23 protein-coding genes and 1 pseudogene are annotated in these 25967 nt (G+C 56.4%); 3 read left to right on the forward strand and 21 right to left on the reverse strand.

Translation table 11 applies throughout. The features are described 5' to 3' along the window. Positions 1-31 precede the first annotated feature (31 nt). Positions 32-1333, reverse strand: a complete 1302-nt coding sequence (locus QWT68_RS11005) for a glycosyltransferase family 2 protein (protein ID WP_040287629.1) — start codon at positions 1331-1333, stop codon at positions 32-34. After that, positions 1330-2115 carry a hypothetical protein gene (locus tag QWT68_RS11010; protein WP_290148390.1) on the reverse strand — a complete coding sequence of 262 codons (786 nt, stop codon included), beginning with the start codon at positions 2113-2115 and terminating at the stop codon, positions 1330-1332. Before QWT68_RS11010 ends, QWT68_RS11005 begins: the two co-directional genes overlap by 4 nt. 131 nt (positions 2116-2246) lie before the next feature. Here QWT68_RS11010 and QWT68_RS11015 point away from each other — a divergent pair, with 131 nt between their 5' ends. Beyond that, a complete protein-coding gene (locus QWT68_RS11015; protein ID WP_040287631.1) occupies positions 2247-3128 on the forward strand; it encodes an SDR family oxidoreductase in 882 nt (293 codons plus the stop codon). 693 nt (positions 3129-3821) lie between these two features. On the opposite strand, the gene QWT68_RS11020 is transcribed toward QWT68_RS11015, so the two are convergent. The 11 genes and pseudogenes from QWT68_RS11020 to QWT68_RS11070 all read right to left on the reverse strand — a co-directional run bounded on the left by QWT68_RS11020 (position 3822) and on the right by QWT68_RS11070 (position 17876). After that, complete coding sequence (locus tag QWT68_RS11020; protein ID WP_244898721.1) at positions 3822-6026, reverse strand: YhgE/Pip domain-containing protein; 2205 nt, start codon at positions 6024-6026, stop codon at positions 3822-3824. Positions 6027-6093: 67 nt separating this feature from the next. Next, on the reverse strand, positions 6094-6663 hold the full coding sequence (locus QWT68_RS11025) for a TetR/AcrR family transcriptional regulator (protein WP_290148392.1): 570 nt from the start codon (positions 6661-6663) through the stop codon (positions 6094-6096). A gap of 138 nt (positions 6664-6801) precedes the next feature. Beyond that, positions 6802-7905 carry an NAD/NADP octopine/nopaline dehydrogenase family protein gene (locus QWT68_RS11030; RefSeq protein ID WP_040287633.1) on the reverse strand — a complete coding sequence of 368 codons (1104 nt, stop codon included), beginning with the start codon at positions 7903-7905 and terminating at the stop codon, positions 6802-6804. A gap of 165 nt (positions 7906-8070) precedes the next feature. Beyond that, on the reverse strand, positions 8071-9342 hold the full coding sequence (locus QWT68_RS11035; RefSeq protein WP_290148394.1) for a serpin family protein: 1272 nt from the start codon (positions 9340-9342) through the stop codon (positions 8071-8073). Between the two features lie 45 nt (positions 9343-9387). Then, positions 9388-9591: pseudogene (locus tag QWT68_RS11040) on the reverse strand (acyl-CoA dehydrogenase family protein); the annotation flags it as partial. 138 nt (positions 9592-9729) lie between these two features. Next, on the reverse strand, positions 9730-10764 hold the full coding sequence (darG, locus tag QWT68_RS11045) for a type II toxin-antitoxin system antitoxin DNA ADP-ribosyl glycohydrolase DarG (protein WP_040287634.1): 1035 nt from the start codon (positions 10762-10764) through the stop codon (positions 9730-9732). 11 nt (positions 10765-10775) lie between these two features. Next, the gene (gene darT / locus QWT68_RS11050) at positions 10776-11393 is read right to left on the reverse strand and encodes a type II toxin-antitoxin system toxin DNA ADP-ribosyl transferase DarT (RefSeq protein WP_040287785.1); all 618 of its coding nucleotides are present in this window, start codon (positions 11391-11393) and stop codon (positions 10776-10778) included. Between the two features lie 215 nt (positions 11394-11608). Next, positions 11609-12808, reverse strand: coding sequence for an acyl-CoA dehydrogenase family protein (locus QWT68_RS11055; RefSeq protein ID WP_290148396.1), 1200 nt, complete (start codon positions 12806-12808; stop codon positions 11609-11611). A gap of 24 nt (positions 12809-12832) precedes the next feature. After that, entirely contained in the window at positions 12833-13999 is a 1167-nt protein-coding gene (locus tag QWT68_RS11060; protein WP_290148398.1) for a saccharopine dehydrogenase family protein, read from the reverse strand. Between the two features lie 15 nt (positions 14000-14014). After that, the gene (locus QWT68_RS11065; RefSeq protein WP_040287637.1) at positions 14015-15493 is read right to left on the reverse strand and encodes an aldehyde dehydrogenase family protein; all 1479 of its coding nucleotides are present in this window, start codon (positions 15491-15493) and stop codon (positions 14015-14017) included. Positions 15494-16322: 829 nt separating this feature from the next. Further along, complete coding sequence (locus QWT68_RS11070; protein WP_052461919.1) at positions 16323-17876, reverse strand: DHA2 family efflux MFS transporter permease subunit; 1554 nt, start codon at positions 17874-17876, stop codon at positions 16323-16325. A 172-nt stretch (positions 17877-18048) separates the two neighbouring features. On the opposite strand from QWT68_RS11070, the gene QWT68_RS11075 reads away from it, so the two are divergent. Then, positions 18049-18948: a TetR/AcrR family transcriptional regulator gene (locus QWT68_RS11075; protein ID WP_040287638.1), complete on the forward strand. Its 900-nt coding sequence runs from the start codon at positions 18049-18051 to the stop codon at positions 18946-18948. A gap of 64 nt (positions 18949-19012) precedes the next feature. Here the strand turns inward: QWT68_RS11075 and QWT68_RS11080 are convergent, their stop codons facing one another. The 7 genes from QWT68_RS11080 to QWT68_RS11110 are packed head-to-tail and all read right to left on the reverse strand — an operon-like array spanning position 19013 to position 24866. Then, complete coding sequence (locus QWT68_RS11080) at positions 19013-20839, reverse strand: SEC-C metal-binding domain-containing protein (protein WP_290148402.1); 1827 nt, start codon at positions 20837-20839, stop codon at positions 19013-19015. Between the two features lie 38 nt (positions 20840-20877). Then, complete coding sequence (gene moaA, locus QWT68_RS11085; protein WP_290148404.1) at positions 20878-21894, reverse strand: GTP 3',8-cyclase MoaA; 1017 nt, start codon at positions 21892-21894, stop codon at positions 20878-20880. Positions 21895-21898: 4 nt separating this feature from the next. Beyond that, positions 21899-22453 (reverse strand): molybdenum cofactor guanylyltransferase, encoded by a 555-nt coding sequence (mobA, locus tag QWT68_RS11090; RefSeq protein ID WP_290148407.1) that lies wholly within the window; start codon positions 22451-22453, stop codon positions 21899-21901. Next, the gene (moaD, locus tag QWT68_RS11095; RefSeq protein ID WP_040287642.1) at positions 22450-22683 is read right to left on the reverse strand and encodes a molybdopterin converting factor subunit 1; all 234 of its coding nucleotides are present in this window, start codon (positions 22681-22683) and stop codon (positions 22450-22452) included. Before moaD ends, mobA begins: the two co-directional genes overlap by 4 nt. After that, positions 22680-23126 carry a molybdenum cofactor biosynthesis protein MoaE gene (locus tag QWT68_RS11100; RefSeq protein WP_040287643.1) on the reverse strand — a complete coding sequence of 149 codons (447 nt, stop codon included), beginning with the start codon at positions 23124-23126 and terminating at the stop codon, positions 22680-22682. The genes moaD and QWT68_RS11100 overlap by 4 nt, the downstream gene beginning before the upstream one ends. Beyond that, the gene (mobB, locus tag QWT68_RS11105; RefSeq protein ID WP_290148411.1) at positions 23113-23622 is read right to left on the reverse strand and encodes a molybdopterin-guanine dinucleotide biosynthesis protein B; all 510 of its coding nucleotides are present in this window, start codon (positions 23620-23622) and stop codon (positions 23113-23115) included. Before mobB ends, QWT68_RS11100 begins: the two co-directional genes overlap by 14 nt. After that, complete coding sequence (locus QWT68_RS11110) at positions 23619-24866, reverse strand: molybdopterin molybdotransferase MoeA (RefSeq protein ID WP_290150483.1); 1248 nt, start codon at positions 24864-24866, stop codon at positions 23619-23621. The genes mobB and QWT68_RS11110 overlap by 4 nt, the downstream gene beginning before the upstream one ends. A 66-nt stretch (positions 24867-24932) precedes the next feature. Here QWT68_RS11110 and moaC point away from each other — a divergent pair, with 66 nt between their 5' ends. Beyond that, on the forward strand, positions 24933-25427 hold the full coding sequence (gene moaC, locus QWT68_RS11115) for a cyclic pyranopterin monophosphate synthase MoaC (protein ID WP_040287645.1): 495 nt from the start codon (positions 24933-24935) through the stop codon (positions 25425-25427). A gap of 26 nt (positions 25428-25453) precedes the next feature. Here moaC and QWT68_RS11120 read toward each other — a convergent pair whose 3' ends face one another. Further along, entirely contained in the window at positions 25454-25960 is a 507-nt protein-coding gene (locus QWT68_RS11120; protein ID WP_338066442.1) for a MogA/MoaB family molybdenum cofactor biosynthesis protein, read from the reverse strand. Positions 25961-25967: the final 7 nt, after the last annotated feature.

Raw genomic sequence — 25967 nt, forward strand, 5'->3', positions numbered from 1 at the left:
ACTGCCTGCGGGCAGCGCTCTTTCTTTGTGTTCACTTCTGTTTGAAGCGTTCCGTTTTGTCCCAGCCGATGATCTGCCGGTTCTTTTTGGCCTTGACATACAGAATGAGACTCCGAACGAACAGGTACGAAAACAGCTGCGCATACGTGAAATACATGATGACGCTGATGAACACATTGAGCGGTGTGAATGTCCGCTGTGTCGCTTGCGCTGCGAACAGCTGCGTCGTGTAGACGATGTACGCCAGATACCAGATGAACAGCAGCGGGTAGGTGTATTCGATGTAGAAAATATCGAGCAGGCCTAGGATGAACCAGATATACGAGATGACGAGAAACAGCCAAAACACGACATAGACGAGCAGCTGATGGATGGAATGGACGAGCAGCTTGCCTTTGAAATAACCGGGTTCCGTCAGCGTCTTCTCGACGATGTACAGGTTCCCCTGCAGCCAGCGGGTCCGCTGTTTCAAATAGACGCCGAGCGTTTCCGGTTCCTGTTCCCACGTAATGGAGTCCGGGACGATCGGCAGGTAGTAGCCCGCTTTCGTGATCCGCAGCGTCAGTTCTGCATCTTCTGCGATCGCATACGGATCATACCCGCCGAGTTCCTCGATGACGGACCGCCGGACAAGCATGTTGGTCCCCGTCAGCGAGCCGGTCTTGAACAGCTGCCAGCGGCCCGACTGCATGAGCAGCTGGAACACCTGGAACTCGATCGAGATCATCCGTGTCAGCCAGTTCGCCTGCTCGTTGACCGTCCGGACATAGCCGACCGCGCCGGCAGACTTCGGATTGCTTTCGGCTACGGCGACAAGCTTGACGAGCGCTTCCGGATCCGGCTGATTGTCGGCATCGTATACGCAGTAGTAGGTCCCGCCGGAAATGCTCAATCCATAGTTGAGCACCCTGGACTTCCCTTTCGGTTCGCCGGGCGGCACGAGTATATGATGGACGTTGGTGAATGTAGCCGCGAAGTCCTCGGCGATGTCTCCGGTTTCATCGGACGAATTGTCGTTCAGTACGTAGATCTGCAGATTGCCTGGATAGTTCAGCCGGGTCATCGCTTCGATTGTGTCCTGGATGACGACCCCTTCGTTATGCGCAGGAATCAGTATATCGACACTTGGATACTCGGCGAGCTCCGGAATCTCCTGCCCCTTCAGCCGGTTGTAGAGACCCGCAATCGTCAGCATGGAGTAATACCCGAGCAGCAGCAGGAACAGCGCCGTCGTGAAGAACAGCAGCAGCTTTACGTTGAACACAGCCGCGACAACCAGCAAAACGATGAACAGGAAGGCGGTCGTCAGCAGGATGATCAGACGTCTGTTCATGGAATCACCAGCAGTTCATCGAGTGTCCGCTGCCCTTCTATCTTCCGGGTCTCCCAGCCGATCTGCTTGAACGCGTCTGGTTCGAGCTGGCGCAGCATCGCTTCTTGCAGCCGCTGTTCGACGACAGCATAGCCCTCGTCACCGATATTCTGCAGCAGGAAGACGATCGTGCTGCCATCCAGCTGGCCGACGAGATCATAGTGTTTCCGGAGCGTCCCGTAGATGGCGGCACCGCTTGCCGCCATCGCCTGCTTCCGGGCAGCTCTTCGCAGTGCCGACAGATCCGCAGTCACGATATAGCCCGGTTCCCGGTGCCGTTCCATGGACGATAACACCAACGATGCCTGTTTCTCGAACTCCCGTTTCGTCAGTACGCCCTGCTCGGAGATGAATTCCCGGAGTTCCTCCACCCGCTGCTTCAGTTCCCTGTTTTCCAGACGGTACGAATAGACGTATTTCGCCACGCTATAGAGCGCGAACAGGTGAAGCAGGAACAGGAAATGGAGCCCGATGCCCGCCGCCTGTTCACCGGGTGACCAGCCATCCATGAAGGCCCGGTACAGGAAATAGAAAACTGTCATGAGGGTGAACAGAATATAGAAGAAAAAGGCCGTCCTGTCCGTGACCAGGAAGAAAAGCACCGCACAGACCGTCAGCACAATTGCAATGACAGCCTGGTCCGCCTGCAGCTGGAGCCCGATCAGCAGAGATGCACTGCCCAGCCAGATGACTGACGCGAATGGCAGCTGCAGACGCTGCCAGCGTGTTTGTTTCGTTTCCATCCGTCCCGCCTCCATCCTGAAATTCTGTCAGTTGTATGTCCTTCTCTTAGTCTATGCAAAACGAGCCAGTGTTTGCAAGGCGGACAGACGGGAATACTCTGATTAGAAAATCGGTAAGGAGGATTCAACCTATGTCTGAGAACAAATATGAAAAGATCGATGAACAGGTGAAACCCCAGACGCAGGAACAGCAGCCCGGTGTCGAAGAAGAGATGTCACCCCAGCCGATCTACGACGATGAAAACTACAAAGGTTCCGGAAAGCTGAAAGGGAAAAAAGCGCTGATCAGCGGCGGTGACAGCGGAATCGGACGTGCCGTGGCCGTTGCGTTCGCGAAAGAAGGGGCGGATGTCGCCATCGCCTATCTGAGCGAGGACGAAGACGTCGATGCCGACAAGACGGTCAAACTGATCGAGCAGTATGGCGGGAAAGCATGGAAGAGGCGCATCGATATCAGTGACGAGGAAAACTGCGAGACGCTTATCGAGGATGTCGTCAAAGAGTTCGGCGGTCTTGATGTGCTGGTCAACAATGCAGGAAAACAGTTCCCGCAGAAATCGCTGCTCGATATTTCAGGCGACCAGCTCCGGGAAACGTTCGACACGAACTTCTTCGGACTGTTCTTCTTGACGCGCGCCGCACTCCCTCACTTGAAAGAAGGCGCATCGATCGTGAATACGTCATCCGTGACCGCCTATAACGGATCCCCGGGACTGCTCGATTATTCGGCGACCAAAGGGGCGATCACGACATTCACACGCTCCCTCGCGCTCAACCTCGCGGAGAAGAAGATCCGCGTGAATGCAGTGGCACCGGGCCCGATCTGGACACCGCTCATCCCGTCGACATTCGACGCAAAGACAGTGGAGGCCCACGGCAGCGACACGCCGATGAAACGGCGTGGTGAACCGGCCGAAAACGCACCGGCCTACGTGTTCCTCGCCTCCGATGATGCCAGCTACATGACCGGCCAGACGATCCACGTCGACGGCGGCGACTACGTCGGCTCATAATCACGGCCCACACGCCCTGCGGAATTGTTCCGCAGGGCATTTTTTCGTCGTGCGCGTATTCGCTTCCTGCCCGCGCGTATCTCCCCTCTTGCCGCGCGTATTTTTCGCCGCGCGCGTATTTGCTTCCCGTCCGCGCGTATCTCCTCTCCTGCCGCGCGTATTTTCCGTCGCACGCGTATTTCGCCTCTGGCCGCGCGTATCTGGTGCCTGCCCGCGCATATCTCCCCTTCCGTCGCGCTTTTTTTTTCGCCGCGCGCGTATCCGCTGCTTCGCCGCGCATGTGCGAGCGAAGTCCCACACAAAACGAACGGAGTGAGCACCAATCATCCTTTGAATTGTGCCCAGATGCCGATAAATTCGGCGAAACGTCCGATACTTCACAGGTTCTGTCCGATATCACCCGTGAAATGGCGGATATCCTCCGCAAACTGTCCGATACACCGCACGTTCTGTCCAATAGTGCTTGCCAGCGTATGCTATCTCTTAAACCTTAAAGGAATGTGGATAATGAAGGGCTTTAAAGCGATCAAGATCTACTTGTTATGTGGATAACTAAAGTTACACCCGATTTCGGTGGATACCTTTTCCCCATTCCGGTGATAACTTCTGCAAAACTTCTGAATAACTCGTATGCTATCCACAAAAATACCGGCAGACGCAATGTGCGCTGCCGGTATTTCATATTTATCCACATCAGGCTTCCGCAATTTCCTGTTTCGAATACCGTTTGCTGAACAGCAGGGCGAAATAGCCGGCTGTCAGTGCGAGACATACGGCCATGAAGCCGAGGAGCACGCCGTTCGAGGCCCACAGATGAGCCATATCCCCAGTTGAGATCGATGCTTTGAACGCCTGCACCGAATACGTCATCGGCAGGAATTTATTGAACACCTGCAACGGCTCCGGAATCAGCTCCAGCGGGAATGTCCCGGCACTTGTCACGAGCTGCATGATGAGCACGAGGATCGCGAGGAACCGTCCGGCATCACTGAATACCGAAACGAACAGCTGCACCAGTGCGATGAACGTGTAGCTCGTAATGACTGCGGTCAGAACGAACATCGGCGTATCGACCGTTTCCATGCCGAGCCCGTATTTGATGATCCCTACGGCAATCAATGCCTGGATGAGACCGACCGTCGCGAGCACCGTCACTTTACTCGTGAACCAGCGGAACGGGCCGGTCGGCGGGATTGCCGGTTCGACGAGCGGGAAAACGATTGACAGCAGGAGGGCGCCGACGAACAGGCCGAGTGACAGGAAGTACGGCGCAAAGCCGGTTCCGTAGTTCGGCACTTCATTGACCGCATCTTTTTCGACATCAACCGGCGCGGCCGCCATTTCGTATGTCTTGTCTGTCGGCTTGACTTCAGAGGCCGTCTCGTTCGCTTCTGTAAGCTTTTCCTGCAGTGTGCCGGTTCCTTCGTTCAGTTCCTTGGCACCATCGGCAAGTGCTGCCGATCCATCCGCAAGATCACGTGATTTGGACGCAAGGGTTCCCGTGCCGTCCGTCAGTGTCTTCGTCCCTTCGGTCAGCGCCGTCAGACCGTTGACGAGCTGACCGGATCCTTCCTTGGCGGAAGCCGCGCCATCCGCAAGTCTGCCTGCCCCGGCGCTCAATGCATTGTTGCCGTCTGCAAGCGATGAAGCCCCCGCAAGAAGCTGGCCGGATTTACTGTTCAGTTCGTTCACACCTGCCAGTGCCTGCGCGTGCGCCCCTGCGAGCTGCCCGGCTGCTCCGTTCAGTTCCCTGGCGCCGGACCGCAGCGCGGCTGTCCCCGAAGATAATTCCCCAAGTCCGCCTGCCACTTGCGCGCTGCCCGCCTGGAGCTGGCCGAGCGCACCGTTCAGCGCGGCCTGCTGCTCTTCAGGAAGCTGCGCGAGAATCGGTGCGAGCTGATCGGACAGCTGGGAGATGCCGGCGTTCACCTGCTGGGCACCCCCTGTCAGCTGACCGGCTGCTGCGTTCAGCGACCCGGATTTCTCCGCAAGGTTCGCGACGCCTGCCCCGAACTCCTTCTCTTTTGCACCGATCTGCTGATAGCTGCCGGCAAGTTTTTCGACACCCTGCGTATACTGGGCGATTCCGCTCTTCAGATCATTCGCGCCTGCGGCTGCTTTCTGTGAACCGCTCTGCAGTTCACCGACACCAGAAACGAGGGTTCCGAGTCCGGCATTCAGTGAAGAAGCACCGTTTGCAGCTTCCGCGACGCCTTTCTTCAGCCGGTCGGAACCGTCCGCCAAGGTTACCGTGCTCGATGCGAGCTGTTCCAGGTACCCTTTCAGATCATCCGTCCCGGACACGAGCTTGCCGGACCCATCATGCAGTTTGCCGGCACCGTCCGCCGCTTCGCCGAATCCGTCGCCCATCTCCTTGATGGAGTCGAACAGCTGCTCCGCATACGTGGATGACACTTTCTCGTTCACTTCCGCTTTGATACGGTCCATGGCGGTCTCACCGATCTGGGCGGATAAGAAGTTGAACCCTTCGTTCGGTTTGTAGATGAGTGCCAATTTCTCCGGTGTGTCATCCAGGAGCGTTGTTGCGTGCTCCGAGAAGTTATCCGGGATTTCGATCGTCATATAGTAGTCCTGGTCGTTCAATCCTTTACGGGCTTCCGCTTCCGAAATTCCTTTGAAATCGAACTGTTTGCTGTCCGTCAGCTTGTCGACGAGATCATCACCGAGTGCGAGATGCGTCCCCTCGAAGTCCGCGCCCTCATCCATGTTGACGACTGCAACCGGCAGTGCGTCCATATTCGCATAGGGGTCCCAGAACGCCCATAAAAACATCCCTGCATAGAGCACCGGGATGAACAGGATTGCGATCATCGGGACGAGCATCTTGCGGGTGCGGAGAAGCTGTTTCCACTCGGCCCCTGTCATTGTCTTTTTCATAACCGTTTCCTCCTTGACTGTATGACCATTTTAGGATTCCGGTCATTCAATGATGAAAAAAGAAGTCTCAGCGTATGAGACTTTTAAAAATGGTGCTGCTCAGCAGATCGGTGATTTCCGACTCGGCCAATTCACGATCATGGGTCCTTTCCCAATCAACGACGAGCGCCATGTACGATTTGAACAGCAAATACGCAACCAGTTCCGTATTGCATGGCTTGACTTCGCCGCGTACAATGCCCTTCTCGATCTTTTCGGCAATGAACTGGATGATCTGTGTTTCGATATCGGCGAGCACTTCCTGTACAGCAGGCGTCCGGATCTCTTTCCCTTCGTCGATCAGCTTGGCATACAGCCGGTGTGTCGTCCGGAATTTCAGGATGGACATGAGACGGGCGTGCGCATTCTCTTCGAATGAAGCGTCCGGGACCGCTGCCGCTTCCGCTTCGCACCGCATTTCATCGATCATGCCGACAACAATGGCATTGAACAGTTCTTCCTTATTGGCGAAGAACGTATAGATCGTCCCTTTGCCGACATTTGCGATTTTCGCGACCTGATCCATCGTTGTCGCTTTGTAGCCGAACAGCGAAAAGGACTTCGCAGCGGCTTCCAATATCTCCGCTCTGCGATCCATAGGTACACCTCTTTCATCAAAAATGACTATATTTCAGTTCCGGTCAATTGGTCAGAACCTATCATACATCGCCGTTCTTCCGAATGCAAGTCCGGCACACAAATAAGACGGAGGGGAAACTCCCCCTCCGCCTCTCACTCAGGCATGCGCCGCCTGTTCTTCAGTGATGAATGACAGCAATTCCTTCGCAGAGCTGAAACCGAGCGCTTCGATAGTGCGGGCTTGCGCGAAATAATCGTCGCCGACCATCGTGCCCGCAAGCGTCATGATTGAATCCCCGACAGGTGTCGGCATGCCGAGATGCTTGCCGAGCGAGTGGAGCAGCCCGAGTCCCATGGGCACGTCTTCCGTGATATAGCGGTTATCGACCGATTTCGTGCGCAGGTCTTTCACGCTTTCCGCATAGATCTCGAACGCTTCGTCATCGGAATAGGCGTCCGGATCGGTGAACGTGCGCACTTTGAACTCCTCGATGTAAGAGCGCGGCTTCGCACCGATGCGCGTGAGCATGTCCATTTTCTCCTGGTCGAGCTCATGGGCCACCTTCCATGTGGATGGTGTGAACCCTTCCGTGTACATGGAGAACTGCCCATCCGAGTTTTCAATGTAGGCGGCGTTCAGCGCGATGCCGACCGTATGCATGATCAGGTTAGGGTTATGCAGCGCCACTTCCGCGATATTATCACGCGGGATGCAGTGGCCGAGAACGGGCGCAAGCGTCTTGCATGCTTCTTCCACACGTCCTGCCGGCACAGTCGCAATCGGATGACCATAGTTCACCGAGTACAGTGTCACTTCCCCGGGCGCCGTGATGCGGCAGCTGTACGGCAGCGTCTCCCCCTCTGCGAACAGCGGTGCGTCCCCGCTGCGGCCGAGCCGTTCCAGCTCATTGAGGAAGTAGACACTGCCGAGATAGCCTGGGCAGATATAGACGGTCTGGTGTTTCTGGAGATGCGGAGCAAGGGCGCTCGCGAGGGATTTGTGGTAGTTCGATACATAATAGATGAGGAGTATATCTGCTTGCGGGATGACCTCTGCAGGGTTGCGGGTCACGGCTAGGAGTGGAACCGTCTGTGTTCCGTGTTCGTCGTGGAGCGTGATCTGTTTCGTCTGTTCGAGTTTCTGGAAATGTTCATCCGGCCGGCCGCTCAATTTGAGCATGCTTACCTCGTGGCCATCGCGCGCGAGACAGGCTGCCGCCATGGAACCTCCATGTCCTGAACCGATAATTGTAATTTTCATCTCAAGTTCCCCCTTCTTGTGAAAGCGTTCACATGACATATTAAATTTTTTGCAGGCAAAAGCCTGCAACAGTTAAATACCCTATATTCCCGGCTGTAAACCTATTTTGTGAGAGTACTTGAAACAACCAGGAAACGGTCCGATTGCCGCTTCCCGGCTGCCTATTCATTTTTCCTGCACAGGATTTCCGATCTTGCCGGCGAAGAGGACAAGCCCCGAATCCCGGTCGCGGATTTCGATGAGGAACGGCCGATCCGCCTTCAGTGTGAACGGTTCAGCGAGCGGCGCCGATGTTACGTCAACGGACGTGGACGTCACCGCGGCCGCCTCCGTGCCGGCTTCATCCACCGACAGATAGGTCTTCTGCAGGACACTGCTGACATACAGCTTATCCTTCTCCTCTTCCACAAGACGGCCGAGTTCGGCATCCGATCCGAACGCCCGCTGCATGCCGATTGTCGACAGGACTTCGTTCAGTTCAACTTCGTACGACAGGCTGAACTTCGGCAGCAGGACAGTGCCGGGCCGTGTCTTTGCATCCTGCCAGCCGTTCCGCTGTTCAGCTGTCAGGAATGCCGGAAAGTCTTCGGCTGCCGTCCCTTCTTTTGGCACGTAGACGTCCATCCGCATGCGGCCGTCTTCCCCGTAGGGCAGGGAGACGGCCTGGAACTGATCGGTCTCCCGGTATGGAAGTTCCTCCTGCAGGTTCATGATCGGCACGTCCGCCCGGCTGCCGTCCGAAAGACGGAAGGCCCCCTCTTCGGTGGCACTTTCCAGGAATGGGTACTTCCAGGGTGCTTTGAAATAGACGGCATTCAGCAGATACAGCACTAGATCCCCGCTGAGCGGCGCCTGTACGATCTCCTCGATCTTGCCGTTCGTCTGCCGTTTCACCCAGTCGTTCATGCGGTCTGCAGAAGCATCATCGCCCGCATCGATCTCCTCTGACGCCGCAAGATAATAGGAGCTCAGCACGTCCTTGAACGGCTGCTGGAGCGTGAACCCGTCATTGACCCAGACGGAATTGGCCATCGTCAGAGTGAAACTGTCATTATTCTGCAGCCGGTCGAGCAGCGAGGCGTTCGCCCGGTTGAGCGAGTCTTCATCCAATCCGGATGCCTGCATGGCCGCAAGGATGCCAGCCCGCGTTTCTCCGTCCGCTCCGTTCTGCAGCATCGACAGCGCCGCCAGCAGGCTGACCGGCGAGACGAACACATTGCCGTCGTCATCCGCTTCTGCGCGTTCCAGCAGCTGCCGGGACAGCGCCATCGATGGATCAGCCAGCTGACGGTAGTCGTCCTGTCCGAACTCCCCGCTGATCTTGTCTGTCATCTCTTCTTCCTCTTCTCCATCGGGTGCCGGCGCCTGCACCGTCCCGCACGCCGTCAGCAGGAGCGCAGCGCCAAGCAGAGCGGCCGCAATCCCTTTTTTCCGCATATCATCATCCCCTTTACACCATCAGACGGCTGTCCGGCGGATCCGTTACAGATCTTCCTCAAACGGCCATCCCGGCAGCATGCGGTTCAAAAGCTTGTCCTCACGCTTGCCGAGGACGTATTCCGCCTGCAGGATCGTATGGATCTCGCGGGTGCCTTCGTAGATGACGGGTGCTTTCGAGTTGCGCAGGTAACGGGCGACGGGATAGTCGTCCGAGTAGCCGTAAGCGCCGTGGATCTGGAAGGCGTCTTATCCCACAAGTTTTTTCACTCCCTCTTCCATTGGCAGTGAAAAAGACCGCCATTCCTGCCAGAACAGCGATCTCTCTATATCATTTTTAAACGAAAAGTATATTCTCTCATGGCGAATAGGCCAGCACACCTGGCGTTATGAAGCAAACTTGACCTCATAAAGCAAGTAGTTCCATACTTGCTCAATGTCACGGGGTGGGAACATTTTATTCTTGCGTTCATTCCATTGCTGTACGGATTGAACAACAAACGCTTTATCTGTTGCTTTTGATGCATTTTCTTTCAGCACCCAGTGAACGGTTGCCAGAAGTTCCATGTCATAAGGGGTTTCGAATCCATATATTAAGTCAGAGACCCGATCCAAATTGAACTTTGCGTCCGGATGATTCTTCAAAAATTCTTCCGCTTCCTCTATAGCACCTTCCAGCAGATAGATTTCAGCCCCTGCTGTGCGATCCCCATATCCTCTGATCCAATGACCTTCCATGTCTTGCAGGACATGATTGAGCGCTTCTGCATAGGGACCGAAACGATTCTTTTCGAACTGTAGTTTCGGCAGTGTCCCTGCTTCATGCAAGAAATACGCGAGTTTCTGTACTTCCAATAACGACATCCGATAGCCCGGACCCGCATACTGTTCCATGGCGCTGATCAGCAAGGCCCTTCCCAATGTCATGTTAGGCCGTTTCGTCCTAATTACCATCCGATCCAACGGAGGTGCGCCTGCTGGTTCATACAAATGGACTTCAATAGAAAGAGGCGCCAAGGCTTCCACGATAGCAGTCCGAACAACCGGCCACTCTAATCCGCCATTTCCACAGCCTAACGGGGGAATGGCAATCGACTGAAGGTTCAGCTCTTGAATAATTTGCACCAAATCGCGAAGACCTTCCTGTATATACGTAAGCTCAGAAGGATTACGCCAATGCTTTTTTGTCGGAAAGTTGATGACATACTTAGGGGCGGCTAACCCATGGACTGGAACTACATGCATTCTCCCCACTCGAACCTGACCGGCCTTACAATCCTTCGCATACTGTTTAAATACATCCGGAAAGGCTTGTTTAAACTGCAAGGCGATTCCTTTCCCCATGACACCTACTGTATTTACCGTATTTACATAAGCTTCAGCCTGATCTTCCAGTAAGTTCCCCTGCATTGAACGGATCATTCCTCCACCTCCTAATAGTAGAACTGTCTTCGGACGGCAACCGGTAATGTACTGCCAGCCCCGTGTAATAAATATTCCAACTTCACCTTCGCTCGTTCATCGAAAACTGCAAATCCTAAACAAGCTGAAAGAGGGACTTCCTGATAGACAAGGAATTCTGCTTGCCGCCTGGCTTTTCTATTCATGTCCTCGTCTATATCATGCCAATAAACGGAGGTCATCACTTGCCAATCGACTTGGTCCAAATGGATTGGATCTGTATAGAAGTTCGTTAAACGTCTGATGGCATGTGCATCTGTAAACACGAAATCCAGCTCGTTCCGTTGAACAGTTGAGATACTTGTCATGAAATATACCACGTCTTCTTGTGAAATTTGCTGTTTGTATAAGTAGTACAACATAGGCGAGCGTGCTGCAAAGTAGAATGGGACATAGTCGTGCAGGACTCCACCTTTGCCAACAGGGATCTTCGTTCTGTTTCTTCGTGCTTGAACGTCCTGATTGGCAATATCCTGATGCTGCAGCTGATTCATCTGCATTGCTGCATGTGACTGCAATCCTCCACTTTCTAGAATGGAAGGCAGATTGCTGATGTGTGTTAAATGATAGAGGAGCTGATTATCCGCCACATCCGTCACTCCGTTCATTCGTTTCATACTTGTAGTTTATCACATTCTTCCTAGTATCAATAGCTGCACAGAACGGCTGTCAAGTAACAAGACTTCCCGTGATATAGATAGGATCAGTGACCGACAGCATCAAAACTGCCGCAATGGAGAAAAAGATCGCTATCCATAGGGGGACAGCGACCTTTACATCATGAGACGGCTGTCCGGCGGATCCGTCACAGAAACTCCTCAAACGGCCACCCCGGCAGCATGCGGTTCAAGGGCTTATCCCCGCGCTTGCCGAGGACGTATTCCGCCTGCATGATCGTATGGATCTCGCGGGTGCCTTCGTAGATGACGGGTGCTTTCGAGTTGCGCAGGTAACGGGCGACGGGATAGTCGTCCGAGTAGCCGTAGGCGCCGTGGATCTGGAAAGCGTCGTCCGCCGCCCGGTTTGCGAAGTCGCACGCCTGCCATTTGGCGAGGGATGTTTCCCGCGTGTTGCGGCGGCCGGCATTTTTCAGTTCGCCGGCACGGTACACGAGCAACCGGCTCATCTGATAGCCCGCCTCCATGTTGGCGATCATGCGCTGGACGAGCTGGTGGTCGCCGATCGGCTTGCCGAACGTATGCCGTTCCTCGCAGTATGCGGTGCTCGCTTCAAGGCACACGCTGATGAGACCGACCGCGCCGGCCGCGACGGTGAAGCGGCCGTTGTCGAGTGCCGACATGGCGATCTTGAACCCTTCGCCTTCTTCGCCGAGCCGGTTCGCTGCCGGAATCCGCACGTCCTCGAAGAACAGCTCACCCGTGTTGCCGGCCCTGATGCCGTATTTATTCGCAATTGCCTTGGATGAAAACCCGGGACGCGTGCGTTCGACGATGAACGCCGAGATGCCGTGGTGCTTTTTCGTTTTGTCGGTATAGGCGAAGACGAGGAAATGATCCGCCTGGTCGCACAGTGAAATCCACGTCTTCTGGCCATTCAGGATATACTCATCGCCATCCCGCACGGCGGTCGAGGCGAGGGCGGCTACATCGGAGCCCGCCCCCGGCTCGGTCAGTCCATAGGCGCCGATCTTCTCGCCTTTCGCCTGCGGTACGAGGAATTTCCGCTTCTGTTCCTCAGTCCCCCACTGCAGCAAGGTCAGTGAATTCAAGCCGGTATGCACCGAGACCGCCGTGCGGAACGCCGTATCCCCGCGTTCCAGCTCCTCACACAGGATGGCGAGCGAATTGTAGTCGAGCCCGCTGCCGCCGTACTGTTCCGGGATGCAGGAGCCCATGAAGCCGAGGTCTGCGAAATCCTTCCATACTTGCGGATCGAATCCGCCTGCGCGTTCCCAGTCTGCAATGTTCGGGATGATCTGTTCATCGACATAGCGGCGTGCCGTCTGCCGCAGGAGCTGCTGATCTTCTGTGAATGTGAAGTCCATTCCGCGCACGTCCTCTCTGTGAGTTTACAAGGATGCTTCGCCGGTCAGTACGTTCTCATCGATGATAACCCCGCGTTTTTTCATCTCTTCGATATACAGGTGCCCCGGCACGATACATTCCGGCGGGTGGACGCCGCGCTTCGTGATGTCACCGGTTCCGATCATCTGGGCGACGACGGAGATCGTATTCGCGGTCGCAAGCGCCATCGCCGTTTCGTTCATCTCCATGTCCTTCGTGACGGTCATGTTGTATTCGTAGGTCGCCGGCATACCGGATGCTTCCCCGCTGACGAGAACCCGCAGCAGCACAGCGTCCTTCTTGTCGCCGAGCAGCAGCTGCGGCGTCAGATGGGCGCGCATGACATCGCGGACACGAAGCGGCTTCCCATCGACCTGGATGACGGATTCCCGTGACAGCAGCCCAAGATCGACGAGCAGCTGAAACTTCTCCGCGTGCCCCGGATAGCGGAGCGTCTTGTACTCGAGCGTGCGGACGTCCGGGAAGGAGCCGAGCAGTGTCGATGTGCCGCCGGACGTATGGAACGCTTCCATCGGGCCGAAACCGTCGAATTCGATCGTCTCGATTTCGGATAGCGACGGCAGCTCGATGATTTCGCCTTCGCGGATGACGCGTGACGGGTCGGTGTAATGGTCGAAGACACCTTCGAGCGAGAATACGATATTGTAATTGAGCGGCGGTTCAGGTTCGGCCGGCACCCCGCCGACGTACAGCTTGATCGACTCCACGGTGTCGAGTTTGTCCGCACCGTAACCTGCGAGGATGTTGATCATCCCCGGGGCGACCCCGAGGTCCGGGATGACCGTGACGCCTTTCGCCTGTGCAGCTTCGTCCATCGCGAGCACGGCATCCGTCGCACCGCCGATGTGGCCGCCGAGATCGACATAGTGGACGCCCGCTTCGATGGCGAGCCGGGCTGCGGTTTCATTGAACGTATAGAACAGGGCATTGATGACGACGTCGCCGAGCGCAATGACCTCGCTCAGCTGGAGTTCGTTCCGCGCATCGAGCACGAGGATGCTCAGCTTGTCGGACAGCAGGTCGTCCGCGAAGTTCTCCGCTTTCCGCACGTCCTGATCCGCCAGATAGACCGCTGTGACCGCATCCTGCTTCACCAGATCCCGCACCGCTTCTTTTCCCATGAGTCCCGCTCCGAGTACGACGACTTTCATGCAATCAGCCCCCTATTAGTTATTGTCGATCTGTGCCCGCTGCAATGTGCCGCTGAAATCCACATAGATGCTCTTCCACTCCGTGAACACGTCGAGCGCCGCCACGCCCGAATCGCGGTGGCCGTTTCCGGTCCCTTTTGTCCCGCCGAACGGCAGATGGATCTCCGCGCCGGTCGTGCCGGCATTGACGTAGACGATCCCCGTGTCAAGATCGCGCTGCGCCTGGAAGATCTTATTGACATCCCGTGAGAAGATTGAGCTCGACAGCCCGTATTTGACACCGTTGTTAACGTCGATTGCCTCTTCCAGACTGTTCACTTCGATCAGTGAAATGACCGGACCGAAGATCTCTTCCTGCGCGAGACGGCTGTCCGCCTTGACGTCCGTGAACAGGGTCGGTTCGAAGTAATGACCGCCTGTATAATGGCCTTCTGTCAGCTGGCTGCCGCCTGCGAGCAGTGTCGCACCCTCTTCTTTCCCGACACCGACGTAGTACTGGATCTTCTCGATCGATTTTTCATTGATGACCGGCCCGATTTTGACGGATTCATCCGTTCCGTTGCCGATCGTGAGGGTTTTCATTGACTCGAGCAGTTTCTGTTCGAGCTCTTCCTTGATGGCGGAATGCGCGATGACCCGGCTGCAGGCGGTGCAGCGCTGGCCGGCTGTTCCATACGCGCTCCAGAGGATGCCTTCGACGGCGAGGTCGAGATCGGCGTCATCCATGACGATGATGGCGTTCTTGCCGCCCATCTCGAGTGACACTTTCTTCAGGTGACGGCCGCCGAGTTCCGCGACATGGCGGCCGGTTTCCGTGGAGCCGGTGAACGAGATGACGCGCACGTCGGGATGTTCGATCATCGCCGTGCCGACGGTGCCTCCGCTGCCGAAGACGATGTTGGCGACCCCTGCCGGCAGACCGGCCTCTTCAAAGATGAGTGCCATTTCGTATGCCATCATCGGCGTTTCGGTCGCCGGTTTCCAGAGGAACGTGTTGCCCGCGACGATCGCCGGGAATGATTTCCATGTCGCGATGGCCACCGGGAAGTTCCATGGGGTGATCAGACCGACGACCCCGATCGGCGCCCGGACACTCATCGCGAACTTGTTGTCGAGCTCGGACGGCACTGTTTCACCGAACAGCCGGCGGCCTTCACCTGCCATGTAATACGCCATGTCGATTCCTTCCTGCACTTCACCACGCGCTTCTTCGATGACTTTGCCCATTTCCTTCGTCAGTGTTTGTGCGAGATGCTCCTTCTTCTCCACCATGAGCCGGCCGATTTCATACAAGTAATCCGCCCGCTTCGGCGCCGGCACACGCGCCCACTTTTTCTGCGCGGCTTTCGCGGCGGCGACTGCCTTGTCCACGTCATCTGCTGTCGACAGCCGGACTTCCGCCAGCTTGTCCCCATTAGCCGGATTCAGGACATCGGTATACTCCGCCCCTCCGTCAGTTTCCCAGTTTCCGTTGATATAGTTGTTCAGTTTCATAGCTGCCTGTCCCCTTTCTTATGCGGTTTGCAAACCCTTACATACTGTATTCGACAGCCAGCCCGGTTCTCCTTTCAGGGAGTCCGATTCGCTGTCCGGCTGGCTGCGCCGCACTTCGTGAACACAGTGACCAGTGTATGAGCGGCCGGTCCGGACTATGCGCCGATTGCCTGAGTTGGTGCACAAAAAAACGCGGAGCGCAGCGGAGCTGACAAGCCAGTCTTTTTTAGTTTGTGGTGGAAGCGCATCTGGCGCGGCATGGCGACTTGTAGCTACTGGCCGCCTTGCCGCGGGCTCGGCTGCCCGGCTGGACCGGATTGTGTGAAGTTATGAGCGCTTTCATATGATTTATGATCACTTTCCATGGTTTATGATCACTTCCGCGAGTTTATGAGCGTTTCCGGCAGTTTATGAGCGGAATTCATGTTTTATGAGCGGAACGGCCTCATTTATGAGCGTTCGGCGTGCAATGACTTCCATCTATAGAAAAAGCGGAGCGAAGCGAAGCCGACAAGCCAGTCTTTCCTAGTTTGTGGAAGATCATCTGGCGCGGCATGGCGACTTGTGGCTACTGGCCGCCTTGCCGCGGGCTCGGCTGCCCGGCTGGACCGGATTGTGTGAAGTTATGAGCGCTTTCATATGATTTATGATCACTTTCCATGGTTTATGATCACTTCCACGAGTTTATGAGCGTTTCCGGCAGTTTATGAGCGGAATTCACGTTTTATGAGCGGAACGGCCTCATTTATGAGCGCTCTGCGTGTGAGCGGCCAATCTCCAATAAAAAAAGCCTCCCCGCAGGTTGGATATCCTGCGGGAAGGCGTTGGATCAGGCGTTATCAGGTTTTGCCGTAACATTGTTATGCTCAGGTGTCGGAGTGTCCGGCATCTGCTGCGCTTCGAACTTCGGCGGGAGGACCCGCTTGATGAAGAGCGTCAGCACCAGGGCCACCGCCGCGATAATTGCGGAGATGAAGAAGGAGAAGTTGATGCCATCCAGCTGTGCCTGCTGGGCGACCTGCTCCTGGAATGCCGCGAGACCGGCTTTGTCGGTCGGCAGACCTCCGGACATCGCCGCGTCCTGAGCGATCTGTGTTCCGGCTGACTCCGCACGTTTTGTCATGATTGTCAGCAGGATGGCGGAACCGATTGCGCCGGATACTTGCTGCACGGTGCTGTTCATGGCGGTGCCATGCGGATTCGAGACCATCGGCAGCTGGTTCATGCCGTTCGTCATGATCGGCATCGTCACCATCGACAGGCCGAACATGCGGGCGGTGTAGATCGCCATCAGTTCATAATAACCGGTATCCAGTGTGAGCCGGCTCAGCAGATATGTGGTCAGCACGGTGATCGCAAGGCCCGTAACAGCAAGGCCTTTTGGTCCGTACTTGTCAAACAGTTTGCCGGTGATCGGCGACATGAAGCCCATGACGATCGCACCTGGCAGCATGAGCAGCCCCGAATCGAGCGGCGAAATGTGACGGACGTTCTGGACATACAGCGGCGTCAGGATCATCCCCGAGAACATCGCAACGGACACGACGACCGAGATGACGGACGACAGGGCAAACATCGGATGCTTATAAATGCGGAAATCGAGCATCGGCTCTTTCTTACGCAACTGACTGGTGACGAAGAGGACCAGACCGATCACACCAATGATGATCGTACCGTACACTTCGACCGACCCCCAGCCCGCGTGTCCGGCGGAACTGAAGCCATACAGCAGACCGCCGAACCCGATACTCGAGTAGAGAATCGACAGCGTGTCGACTTTCACGTCCTTATTCGGTGTGATGTTGCGCAGTTTGAAGAATGCATACGCCATGACGAACAGCGCGATCGGCAGCACGATGATGAACAGCGCGCGCCAGGAGTAGTGCTCGACGACGAAGCCGGACAGCGTCGGTCCGATCGCCGGCGCCGTGAACATGACCAGCCCGAAGTAGCCGAGCGCCTGCCCCCGTTTTTCAACCGGGAACGCAACGAGCATGACGTTCATCAACAGCGGCATCAGCAGGGATGCCCCGGACGACTGAATCATCCGCGCTGCAACCAGCAGACCGAAGTTCGGTGTCACGATGGCAAGGAGTGTCCCCAAAGAGAACAGCGTCATCGCCGTGAGGAACAAGTTCCGGTTCTTGAATTTCATAATGAAAAAAGCACTGGCCGGCATCATGATACCGCCAACCAGCATGTAGCCGGTCGTAAGCCATTGTACTTGGGAAGGTTCAATCTTGAATTCTGTCATGATAGTCGGCAGCGCGATGTTGAGCAATGTATTATTCAGGATCGCAACAAACGCTCCGATGAATAAGATGATGATGATGCCGTAAGGCGGCTTTTCATGCATTTTCTTAATGTGTTCACTTGTTTCCATCCAACGGTCCCCCATTTTCCTTATACTTCCTTGACTGAAAAAACATCATGAAAGCTATTTTATACCCGCAGTCCAACTTACGCAAGAAAAAAATCCGAAACAGTATATTTCATTGATATATAGCGTTTCGGAGAGTAGACTGTCAGTATACTATGAGTCCAAAGGTGATGGAATGAACGAACGTAAACTAAAAGTGATCTACGCAGCACAGCAGGTGTTCGAGGAGAAAGGCATCGTGTCGACCTCCGTCCAGGATATCCTGACGGCTGCCGGTATTTCGAAAGGGACTTTCTATAACTATTTCACGTCGAAGAATGAATGCCTGCTCGCCATTCTTGAAATGGCCAATGAGGAATCGATCGAGCGCCGGCGCAAACTGCTGATCGGCAAGGATCGGACGGATAAAAGTCTGTTCGCCCAGCAGATTATGACCCGTGCGCACGTTGACCGCGAACGGAATCTCCTGCCGATCTATGAAGCCATATTCTTTTCGAACGACGAGGAAATGCGGCGCTATGTCCGGGAGCAATATCTATACGAAGTTGCCTGGCTATCCGGCCGTCTGCTGGAAATCTACGGACCGGACGCTGAACCGTATGCCACCGACGGCGCCGTCATGCTGCTCGGTGTCATGCAGCACATTCTGCACATCATCAAGATCGGGTACGGACGGAAAGACAGTTCCCACTACGAACAGATGGTGCCGTTCGCCATCCGCCGGCTCGATGACATGATGGCAGGGATGCGGAAAGCCGATGATATCCTGCTCGGGAACGACATGCTTGAAAAGCTGTCATTTGCAGATGCGGAAAAGGCGAAAGAGGAATTGTTCAGGCGGCTGCGTACGCTTCTCGCACAATTCGAAAAGTCCAAAGAACAAAAAGGCGTCGACTATGTGAAATTTTTGATGGACGAGCTGGTGACCGGGAAAAGCGGCAGCGTCATTCTGGGAAGTGTGCTGGATGCATTCCGGAACGAGTTTGCAGCGTCAGACAGCGCAGCTTCAGTGGATGACATCGTGTCCCGTATCAGTGAGCTGGGCAGTCCGGCCGCACGCACGCCTGCCACATGAAAAAGAACGCTGTCCGCACCAGCCGCGGACAGCGTTCTTTCCGTTCATCATCCATACACGCAGATTATTGTTCGTTCACGTCACTCGGTCCGTTCAGGAGCAGCCAGATATAGCGGGCTTCTTCTTTGCTGCCCGGCTGCAGGCGCCCGTTGCGCGGATAGGCGATGGTCTGCGCCCGGAACGCCATAAGATGCATGACGTTGCCGTTTGCTTCGGATGCTTTCTTCAGCATGTCCGCCTCTTCCTCAGATACCCCTTGTGTCGCTTCGTTTTCCAGCTTCCAGTCCAGGTACAGGTAGGTCGCATCGTTCTCCGATCCCCGCTCGTAGCGGACGAGCAGCTCGCCCGCTTCCTTGTATCGTTCTGCATGGATGAGCGACGCGATCGCCTCATAGCGGGCACCCTGGTTATCAGTCGTGTTCATGCGCACGAGATCCAGGAAGATATCCGCCGCCTCATTGAATTCCCGCAGCCTGAACAGATGGACTCCGTACGAGAAGGCCGCACGCATGAACGGACGGTTCGGCAGGTTGTTCCACGGATTCTCCCCCGGTTCGAACCGCCGGCTCGCTTCGCGGATCGCCTGTTCATACAGGCTGCCCGCCGGCTCCGCATCGGCTTCCGTTTCCGCTTTCAGCAGCAGGGCATCCGGGAGCTGCGGTGCGATGGCGAGTGCCGAGTCCGCCAGTTTCCGGCGTCCGTCTTCCGTTTCCGCTCTGTATGCTTCGTACGCAAGGCGCTGGGCGCGTCCTTCATCCACACCCGGACGGCGTTCCGGTTCCACGACGCCCGTTGTCGTCATCGCAGTCTCCCACAGCTCGGATTCCGACGGGCGCGGATCGGTGCCGATTTCATAGACGGCTGCCGCAGCCGCTTCACCGTTTTCCATCATCTCCGTATACAGGCTGTACAATTCTTGCGACAGACGGGAAGTTTCTGCCGTGTCCGCCTCGGCAACATCAGCAGTGTCCCCTTTGAGCAGGGAGAGTGACCGGCCGACGCCGATTGCCGCCTGCACGAAAGAGGCTGTATCCGTTGCCTGGCCTTCTTCCTGTTCGGTGTTCAGGAAGTAGGCGACCGCTAGTTTCTGCAGCATTTCCCGGACATCCGCCGGTTCGCCGCCTTCTGCCAGCCGGCTGTCCAGCAGTTTCAGGGCGCCGAGCTGTTCATCCGCCAGTACATCCTCGAGCAGATCGTTCATGGACGCCATGCTGCGTTTGACGAGCAGTTCGTAAATATCCAGCGCATGATTGCAAATGAATTCCGCAGCCGGTTCATCCGGCGATTGCGCCCGGAGCGATAGCAGGGATTTTTTCGTCTGCCGGCTCCATTTCGCCAGGAACAGCATGGACGACACCGGCGCGACCGCGCGCTCGCCGCGGCGGGCGTCAGGGAGCACGACACCGAAAAGCAGTGTCCCTTCATCCGCGGGCATGCCCTCGATCCGCGCCACTTCCACCGTTTCCCCCGTCAGCAGCTGTTCAATGTGCAGAAACTTTTCCTCAGCACCTGTGATTTCACCGAGCAGCATGAGCGGCTCATCCCACTTTGCGAGAACTTCCTGCACAGTGCCGCGTGCAGCCGCCTCACGCTGCGTGTGCACATACTCTTTCCACTGCTCGTTGTTTTCGATGAATAAATAGAACTCGGACGCCGCCTCTTCGGTGTGCGCAGGCTCCCAGCTGCCGCGCAGCCGTTCCGCCCACTGACGCATGAGCCGCATCATCTGTTCCTTGGCAGCGCCTGTCGGATATGTATCGAAGAACTGGATGAGCAGACGGTCCAGCTCTTCGCTGACAACTGTATTCAGCAACCCGCTGCTTTCGTTCCCGCAGCATTTCTTGTACTTCTTTCCGCTGCCGCAAGGGCACGGATCATTTCTTCCTATCATGGCTGTGCATCCTCCCGACTGTTCCGCAGGCCGCCCTGTCAGCCTCCGATATAGCTCATATTGATCTTCTTGTTTTTCCGGTTTTTCACCGTCTGTTCCGTCCGCTCGTCCGAATACCGGTCGGTCCGTTTCTCCCAGACACCCGTCACTGCAGCAGCGAGTTCTTCGTCCGTCGCACCTTCGCGCAGCAGCTGCCGGACGTCAAATCCATCGGAAGCGAACAGGCACGTAAAGAGTTTTCCTTCCGAAGACAGCCGGGCCCGTGTACAAGTGGAGCAAAACGACTCGGACACCGAGGTGATGAAGCCGACTTCCGCGCCGTTGTCTTTGTAACGCCAGCGCTTCGCCACTTCGCCGTAGTACTCCTCATCGACCGGCTCCAGATCGTGCACGTCCTGCAGACGGCTGAGGATCTCCTTCTTCGTGACGACTTTGTCGAAACTCCAGCCGTTGTCATTGCCCACATCCATGAATTCGATGAACCGCAATGTGATGCCGCGTTCCTTGAAGTACTGGGCCATCGGCAGGATCTCCTGCTCGTTCGTCCCTTTTTTGACGACCATGTTCATCTTGATGGTGAATCCGAGCTGGCTTGCCCTGTCGATATTTTTCAGGATCAGATCCGGCTTGACGCCCCGGCCGTTCATCTCCCCGAACAAATCGGGGTCGAGTGCGTCCAGGCTGATATTGAGACGGCGGAGACCCGCGTCATACAGCGGCTGTGCATACTGGCCGAGCATGACGGCGTTCGTCGTCAGTCCGATGTCTTCGACCCCTTCGATTTTCGTCAGTGAACCGATCAGGTCCGGCAGGTTGCGCCGCATGAGCGGCTCGCCCCCTGTCAGGCGCAGTTTTTTCACGCCGAGTTCCGCGAACAGCTTTGCCAGCCGTTCGATCTCTTCGAATGACAGGAGCTCGTCCTTCGGCAGGAACACATAATCGTCCCCGAAAATCTCTTTCGGCATGCAATAGGAGCATCTGAAGTTGCAGCGGTCCGTGACAGAAATCCGCAAATCACGGATCGGCCGGCCGAATTTATCTGTTATGGGCTCCATGCTGTCATCTCCCTTCCAATTGTCCGGGTCTGTTCACGTTGTCAAATATAGACGGATCCTCCTCCAGCAGTCCGGTTCCGTCGATCCATTTGCGGATGAGCGGCCGGACACTCCGTTCGCCTGCTGCAAGTGCCGAGCGGATCTTTCTTGCCGATGCCCGATCCCATATGGACAGCAGAGGATGCCGGATTCCGGCCGCTTCGATCGCCGAGGGGCCGCCGTCCGTTTTTTCCGCTGTCAGCAGCTCCACGATCCGGTCGTCTGCAAACGGCACATCGCACGGCAGGACAGCATACCAATCGCTATCCGCGGCGTCCATCACGGTCAGGATCCCGGCAAGCGGGCCCTGGCCGGCCACTTCCGGCAGGTCAGCGAGAACGGTCGGACAATCAGGAAAGCGGTCCCTGTGTTCGGGCCGCGCGACGATGATTGTCTGCGCACAATGCGGAGCAAGGGCCTCCATGGCATATTGATAGAACTGCTTTCCATTATGGCGTGCGAACGCTTTCGGTGAACCGAACCGGCGCGATTCACCGCCGGCCAGCACGATGCCGATCATCCGCCGCTTACCGGCGGGATGAACGCACACTCATCACCCGAGCGGATGAGGTCTTCGGGCAGCGCATACTCTTCGTTCACCGCGACCTGGACATCATCTTTCCCGAACCCCGGATACGTCTCCTCCGCCCAGTCCAGCAGCTCACGGACTGTCATCTGATCGCGTTCCAATGTTTCGCCGCCCTTGCCGGCAAGTTCACGCAGTCTCGCAAAGTAGTTTACACGGATCATTGTGCATCGGCTCCTTTATCAGGATATTTCTTCTGGGCGCCCTGCCATTCCTGGCCGTCTTCCCAGATCTCTTTCTTCCAGATCGGCACGATCTCCTTGATACGTTCAATGGCATACTCGTTAGCTTCATAGGCAGCCGAACGGTGGGGGGATGAAACCGCGATGACGACGGCGATATCGGACAAGTGCAGTTCACCGATCCGGTGGGCGATCGCTGTCCGGATGCCGGGCCACTTCGCTTCCATCTCGGCACCGATCTGCGCGAGTTTCTTCTCTGCCATCGGCACATACGCCTCGTAGGCCAGATAGACGGTCCGCACGCCGTGTGTCCATTCCCGTACATGTCCGGTGAACAGTGTCACAGCACCGGCACCTGTGTGAAGCACATAATCCGCATAGTCCTGCGGATTGATCGGCTCTTCTGTTATCTCAAACGGTTTCATCCAATTCCTCCTTTGCAAGCCAGCGGGCAAACCAGCTGTCGAGCTGCGCCGTATCCTCCCGGGATGGGATGATTTCCGCAGACAGTGAAGTGAGCGGTCCGACAATGAGCCGGATCCCGTCCAGATGCTGCAGGGTCTCCCAATCTTCCGGCTCCCGGACCAGGATGACTTTGTCACCGGTCTCTTCCTTATACCCTTCGATGAGAAGAATATCCGGCTTTCCTTGTGCCGCGAGTTGTTTCAAGGTTTCAAAGTCCGGCTCACTGTTCAGCAGCAGCTGGCACGTGCCGCCGCCTGCCGCAAGGGATGCATCCGCGCCCTTGCGGAAAAAACGAGTCGTGTCCGTCAGTACCGTCGGCAGTTCGACCGGTCCTCCGTGGCCGTGATGCTTCAGCACGGCGACCGATCGTCCTGCCTGCTTGGCAATGCCGATCCAGCGTTCCAGCAGCGTTGTCTTGCCGCTGTTCTTATAACCGGCTATATGGAGGGTCTTCACAGCACCCAGTCCTTCGCACCCTGCTCGGAACCGAGGAGCAGCACGTCGACGCTGTCGCCCGCCGCATACCCCCTTGTTCCGCTCGGCAGCACGATAAGGCAGTTGCCACGCGCAATCGATGAAACGGCATTCGATTTGTTAAAGCCGGCAGGCGCGGCGGTGATCTTGTCTCCTGTCATCTGCCAGACCGAACGGATGAAGCGGGTGAACGGGTTCGGCTTCGTGAAGTCTTCAGCCAGCTCCGCTTTAAAATGCGGCATGTACGGCGCTCTGTCTCCCATCATGGACAGGAGCGCAGGCCGGGCGAACAGTTCAAAGCCCGTGAAGCATGCCGACGGATTGCCGGACAGACCAAACAGGAACTTGCCGTCCAGGGCAGCCACGGTCGTCACGCTTCCCGGCCGCATGGCGACTTTGTTGAAGAGCACGGAGGCGCCAAGCTGGTCATAGATCGCAGGCAGATAATCGTAGTCACCGACAGACACACCGCCTGTCGTGATGACGGCATCGCATTCGGTAATCGCTTCCTTCACGATTGCCGTGCAGGCCGGCAGATCGTCCGCCGATGTTCCGTACAGCCTGACCGGCACGCCGAGACGCCCGAGCTGCGCCGCGATCATCGGGCCGTTGGAATTCCTGATTTTGCCCGGCTGCAGTTCATCCTCCACGCCGAGCAGTTCCGTCCCTGTTGCAAGGATGCCGACGACCGGCAGTCGGGAGACGCTCACGCGCGCATAGCCGAATGTCGCCAGCAGTGCGACAGTCCCCGGGTGGATACGGGTGCCCGCTTCGATGAGCAGATCCCCTTCAGCGGCGTCTTCGCCTTTACATGAAATGTTCTCGCCCGCTGTGAACGGTTTCCGGATCGAGAAGCCGCTGTCCGTCTCCGCTGTCTGTTCGAACATGACGACCGCATCCGCGCCGTCCGGAATCTTGGCACCGGTCATGATCCGATAGGCTTCCCCGCGTCCGACGGTTTTCTCCCCGACATGGCCTGCCCCGATTTCGCCGATGACTGTGAAGGGGATACGTGCACTGCCGGATGCCCCTTCGCTGTCTTCCGCCCGGATGGCGTACCCGTCGTACGGGGACCGGTCAAACGGCGGCACGCTGTGTCGGGCGACGATCGGTTCCGCCAGCACACGGCCCAGCGCCTCTTCAAGCGCTGCTTCTTCGGTTTCCAGCGGACGGACTTGCTGCATGATGCGTCCGATCGCCTCCGCTACTGGAATCGGTGTTCTCATTTCCACAAAAAGCACCTGCTTTCTTCTGGTATACTAAGTGTATCAGAACTGAAAGGAATGAATCGAATGTCTGAACTCACCCATTTCAACGACCAGGGCCGCGCACGGATGGTCGATGTGTCAGATAAGCCGGTCACTTCACGGACGGCAGCTGCAAGTACATCCATCATCGTCAACGAAGCGATTTACCGGCAGATCAAAGAGGGGACGAACAAAAAAGGGGATGTCTTCGCCGTTGCACAAGTCGCCGGCATCATGGCTGCCAAGAACACGGCCGATCTGATCCCGATGTGCCACCCGCTGCCGCTGACCGGCGTCGATATCCGGTTCGACTGGAACGTCGATGAGGCACAGGGACACTATGAAGTCCTCATCCGGACGGAAGTGAAAACGACGGGGCTGACCGGCGTCGAAATGGAAGCACTGACGGCAGCTTCTGCGACAGCGCTGACGGTCTATGACATGTGCAAGGCGGCGGGCAAGGAAATGGTGATCGGCCCGACCATGCTGCAGTCGAAGACAGGCGGTAAAAATGGAGATTATGAACGGACGGAAGCGTAGACACCGCTTCCTCTTTTTTCTGTTCGTTATAAATGCTTCGTCAGTTCGTTATGGATATGCGTGAGTTCCGGCAGGATCAGACGGTCAAGCGCAAGTGCGACCGCTTTCACGGAACCCGGCAGCGCAAACAGCACCTTCTCCCCGATTGCACCGGCAGCGGCCCGGCTCAGCAGCGCCTTCGAACCGACATCTTCCGCGTAACTGATATACCTGAACAGTTCGCCGAAACCGTTCAGTTCCTTGGTGAAGAACGGCCGAACTGTCTCGATCGTAACATCGCGGTAGCTGATCCCAGTCCCGCCTGTAATGACGATGACGTCCGCTTCCTTTTTACCGATCCACGATTCGACCGCTTTCAGGATCGCATTCTTATCGTCGGGACAGATCTGTCTCGCAAAGATGGTATGGCCAGCATCCTCCATCTGATCGCGGATGAGCCGGCCGCTGTTATCGTCTGCCTCGGTCCGTGTATCACTCACAGTCAAGATACAAATATTCAGTTTTTCACTCTGACCCGTCTCTTCCTTATGCAACGCAATC

Source organism: Sporosarcina trichiuri (assembly GCF_030406775.1).
In the GTDB taxonomy this organism is placed as follows: Bacteria; Bacillota; Bacilli; order Bacillales_A; family Planococcaceae; genus Sporosarcina; species Sporosarcina trichiuri.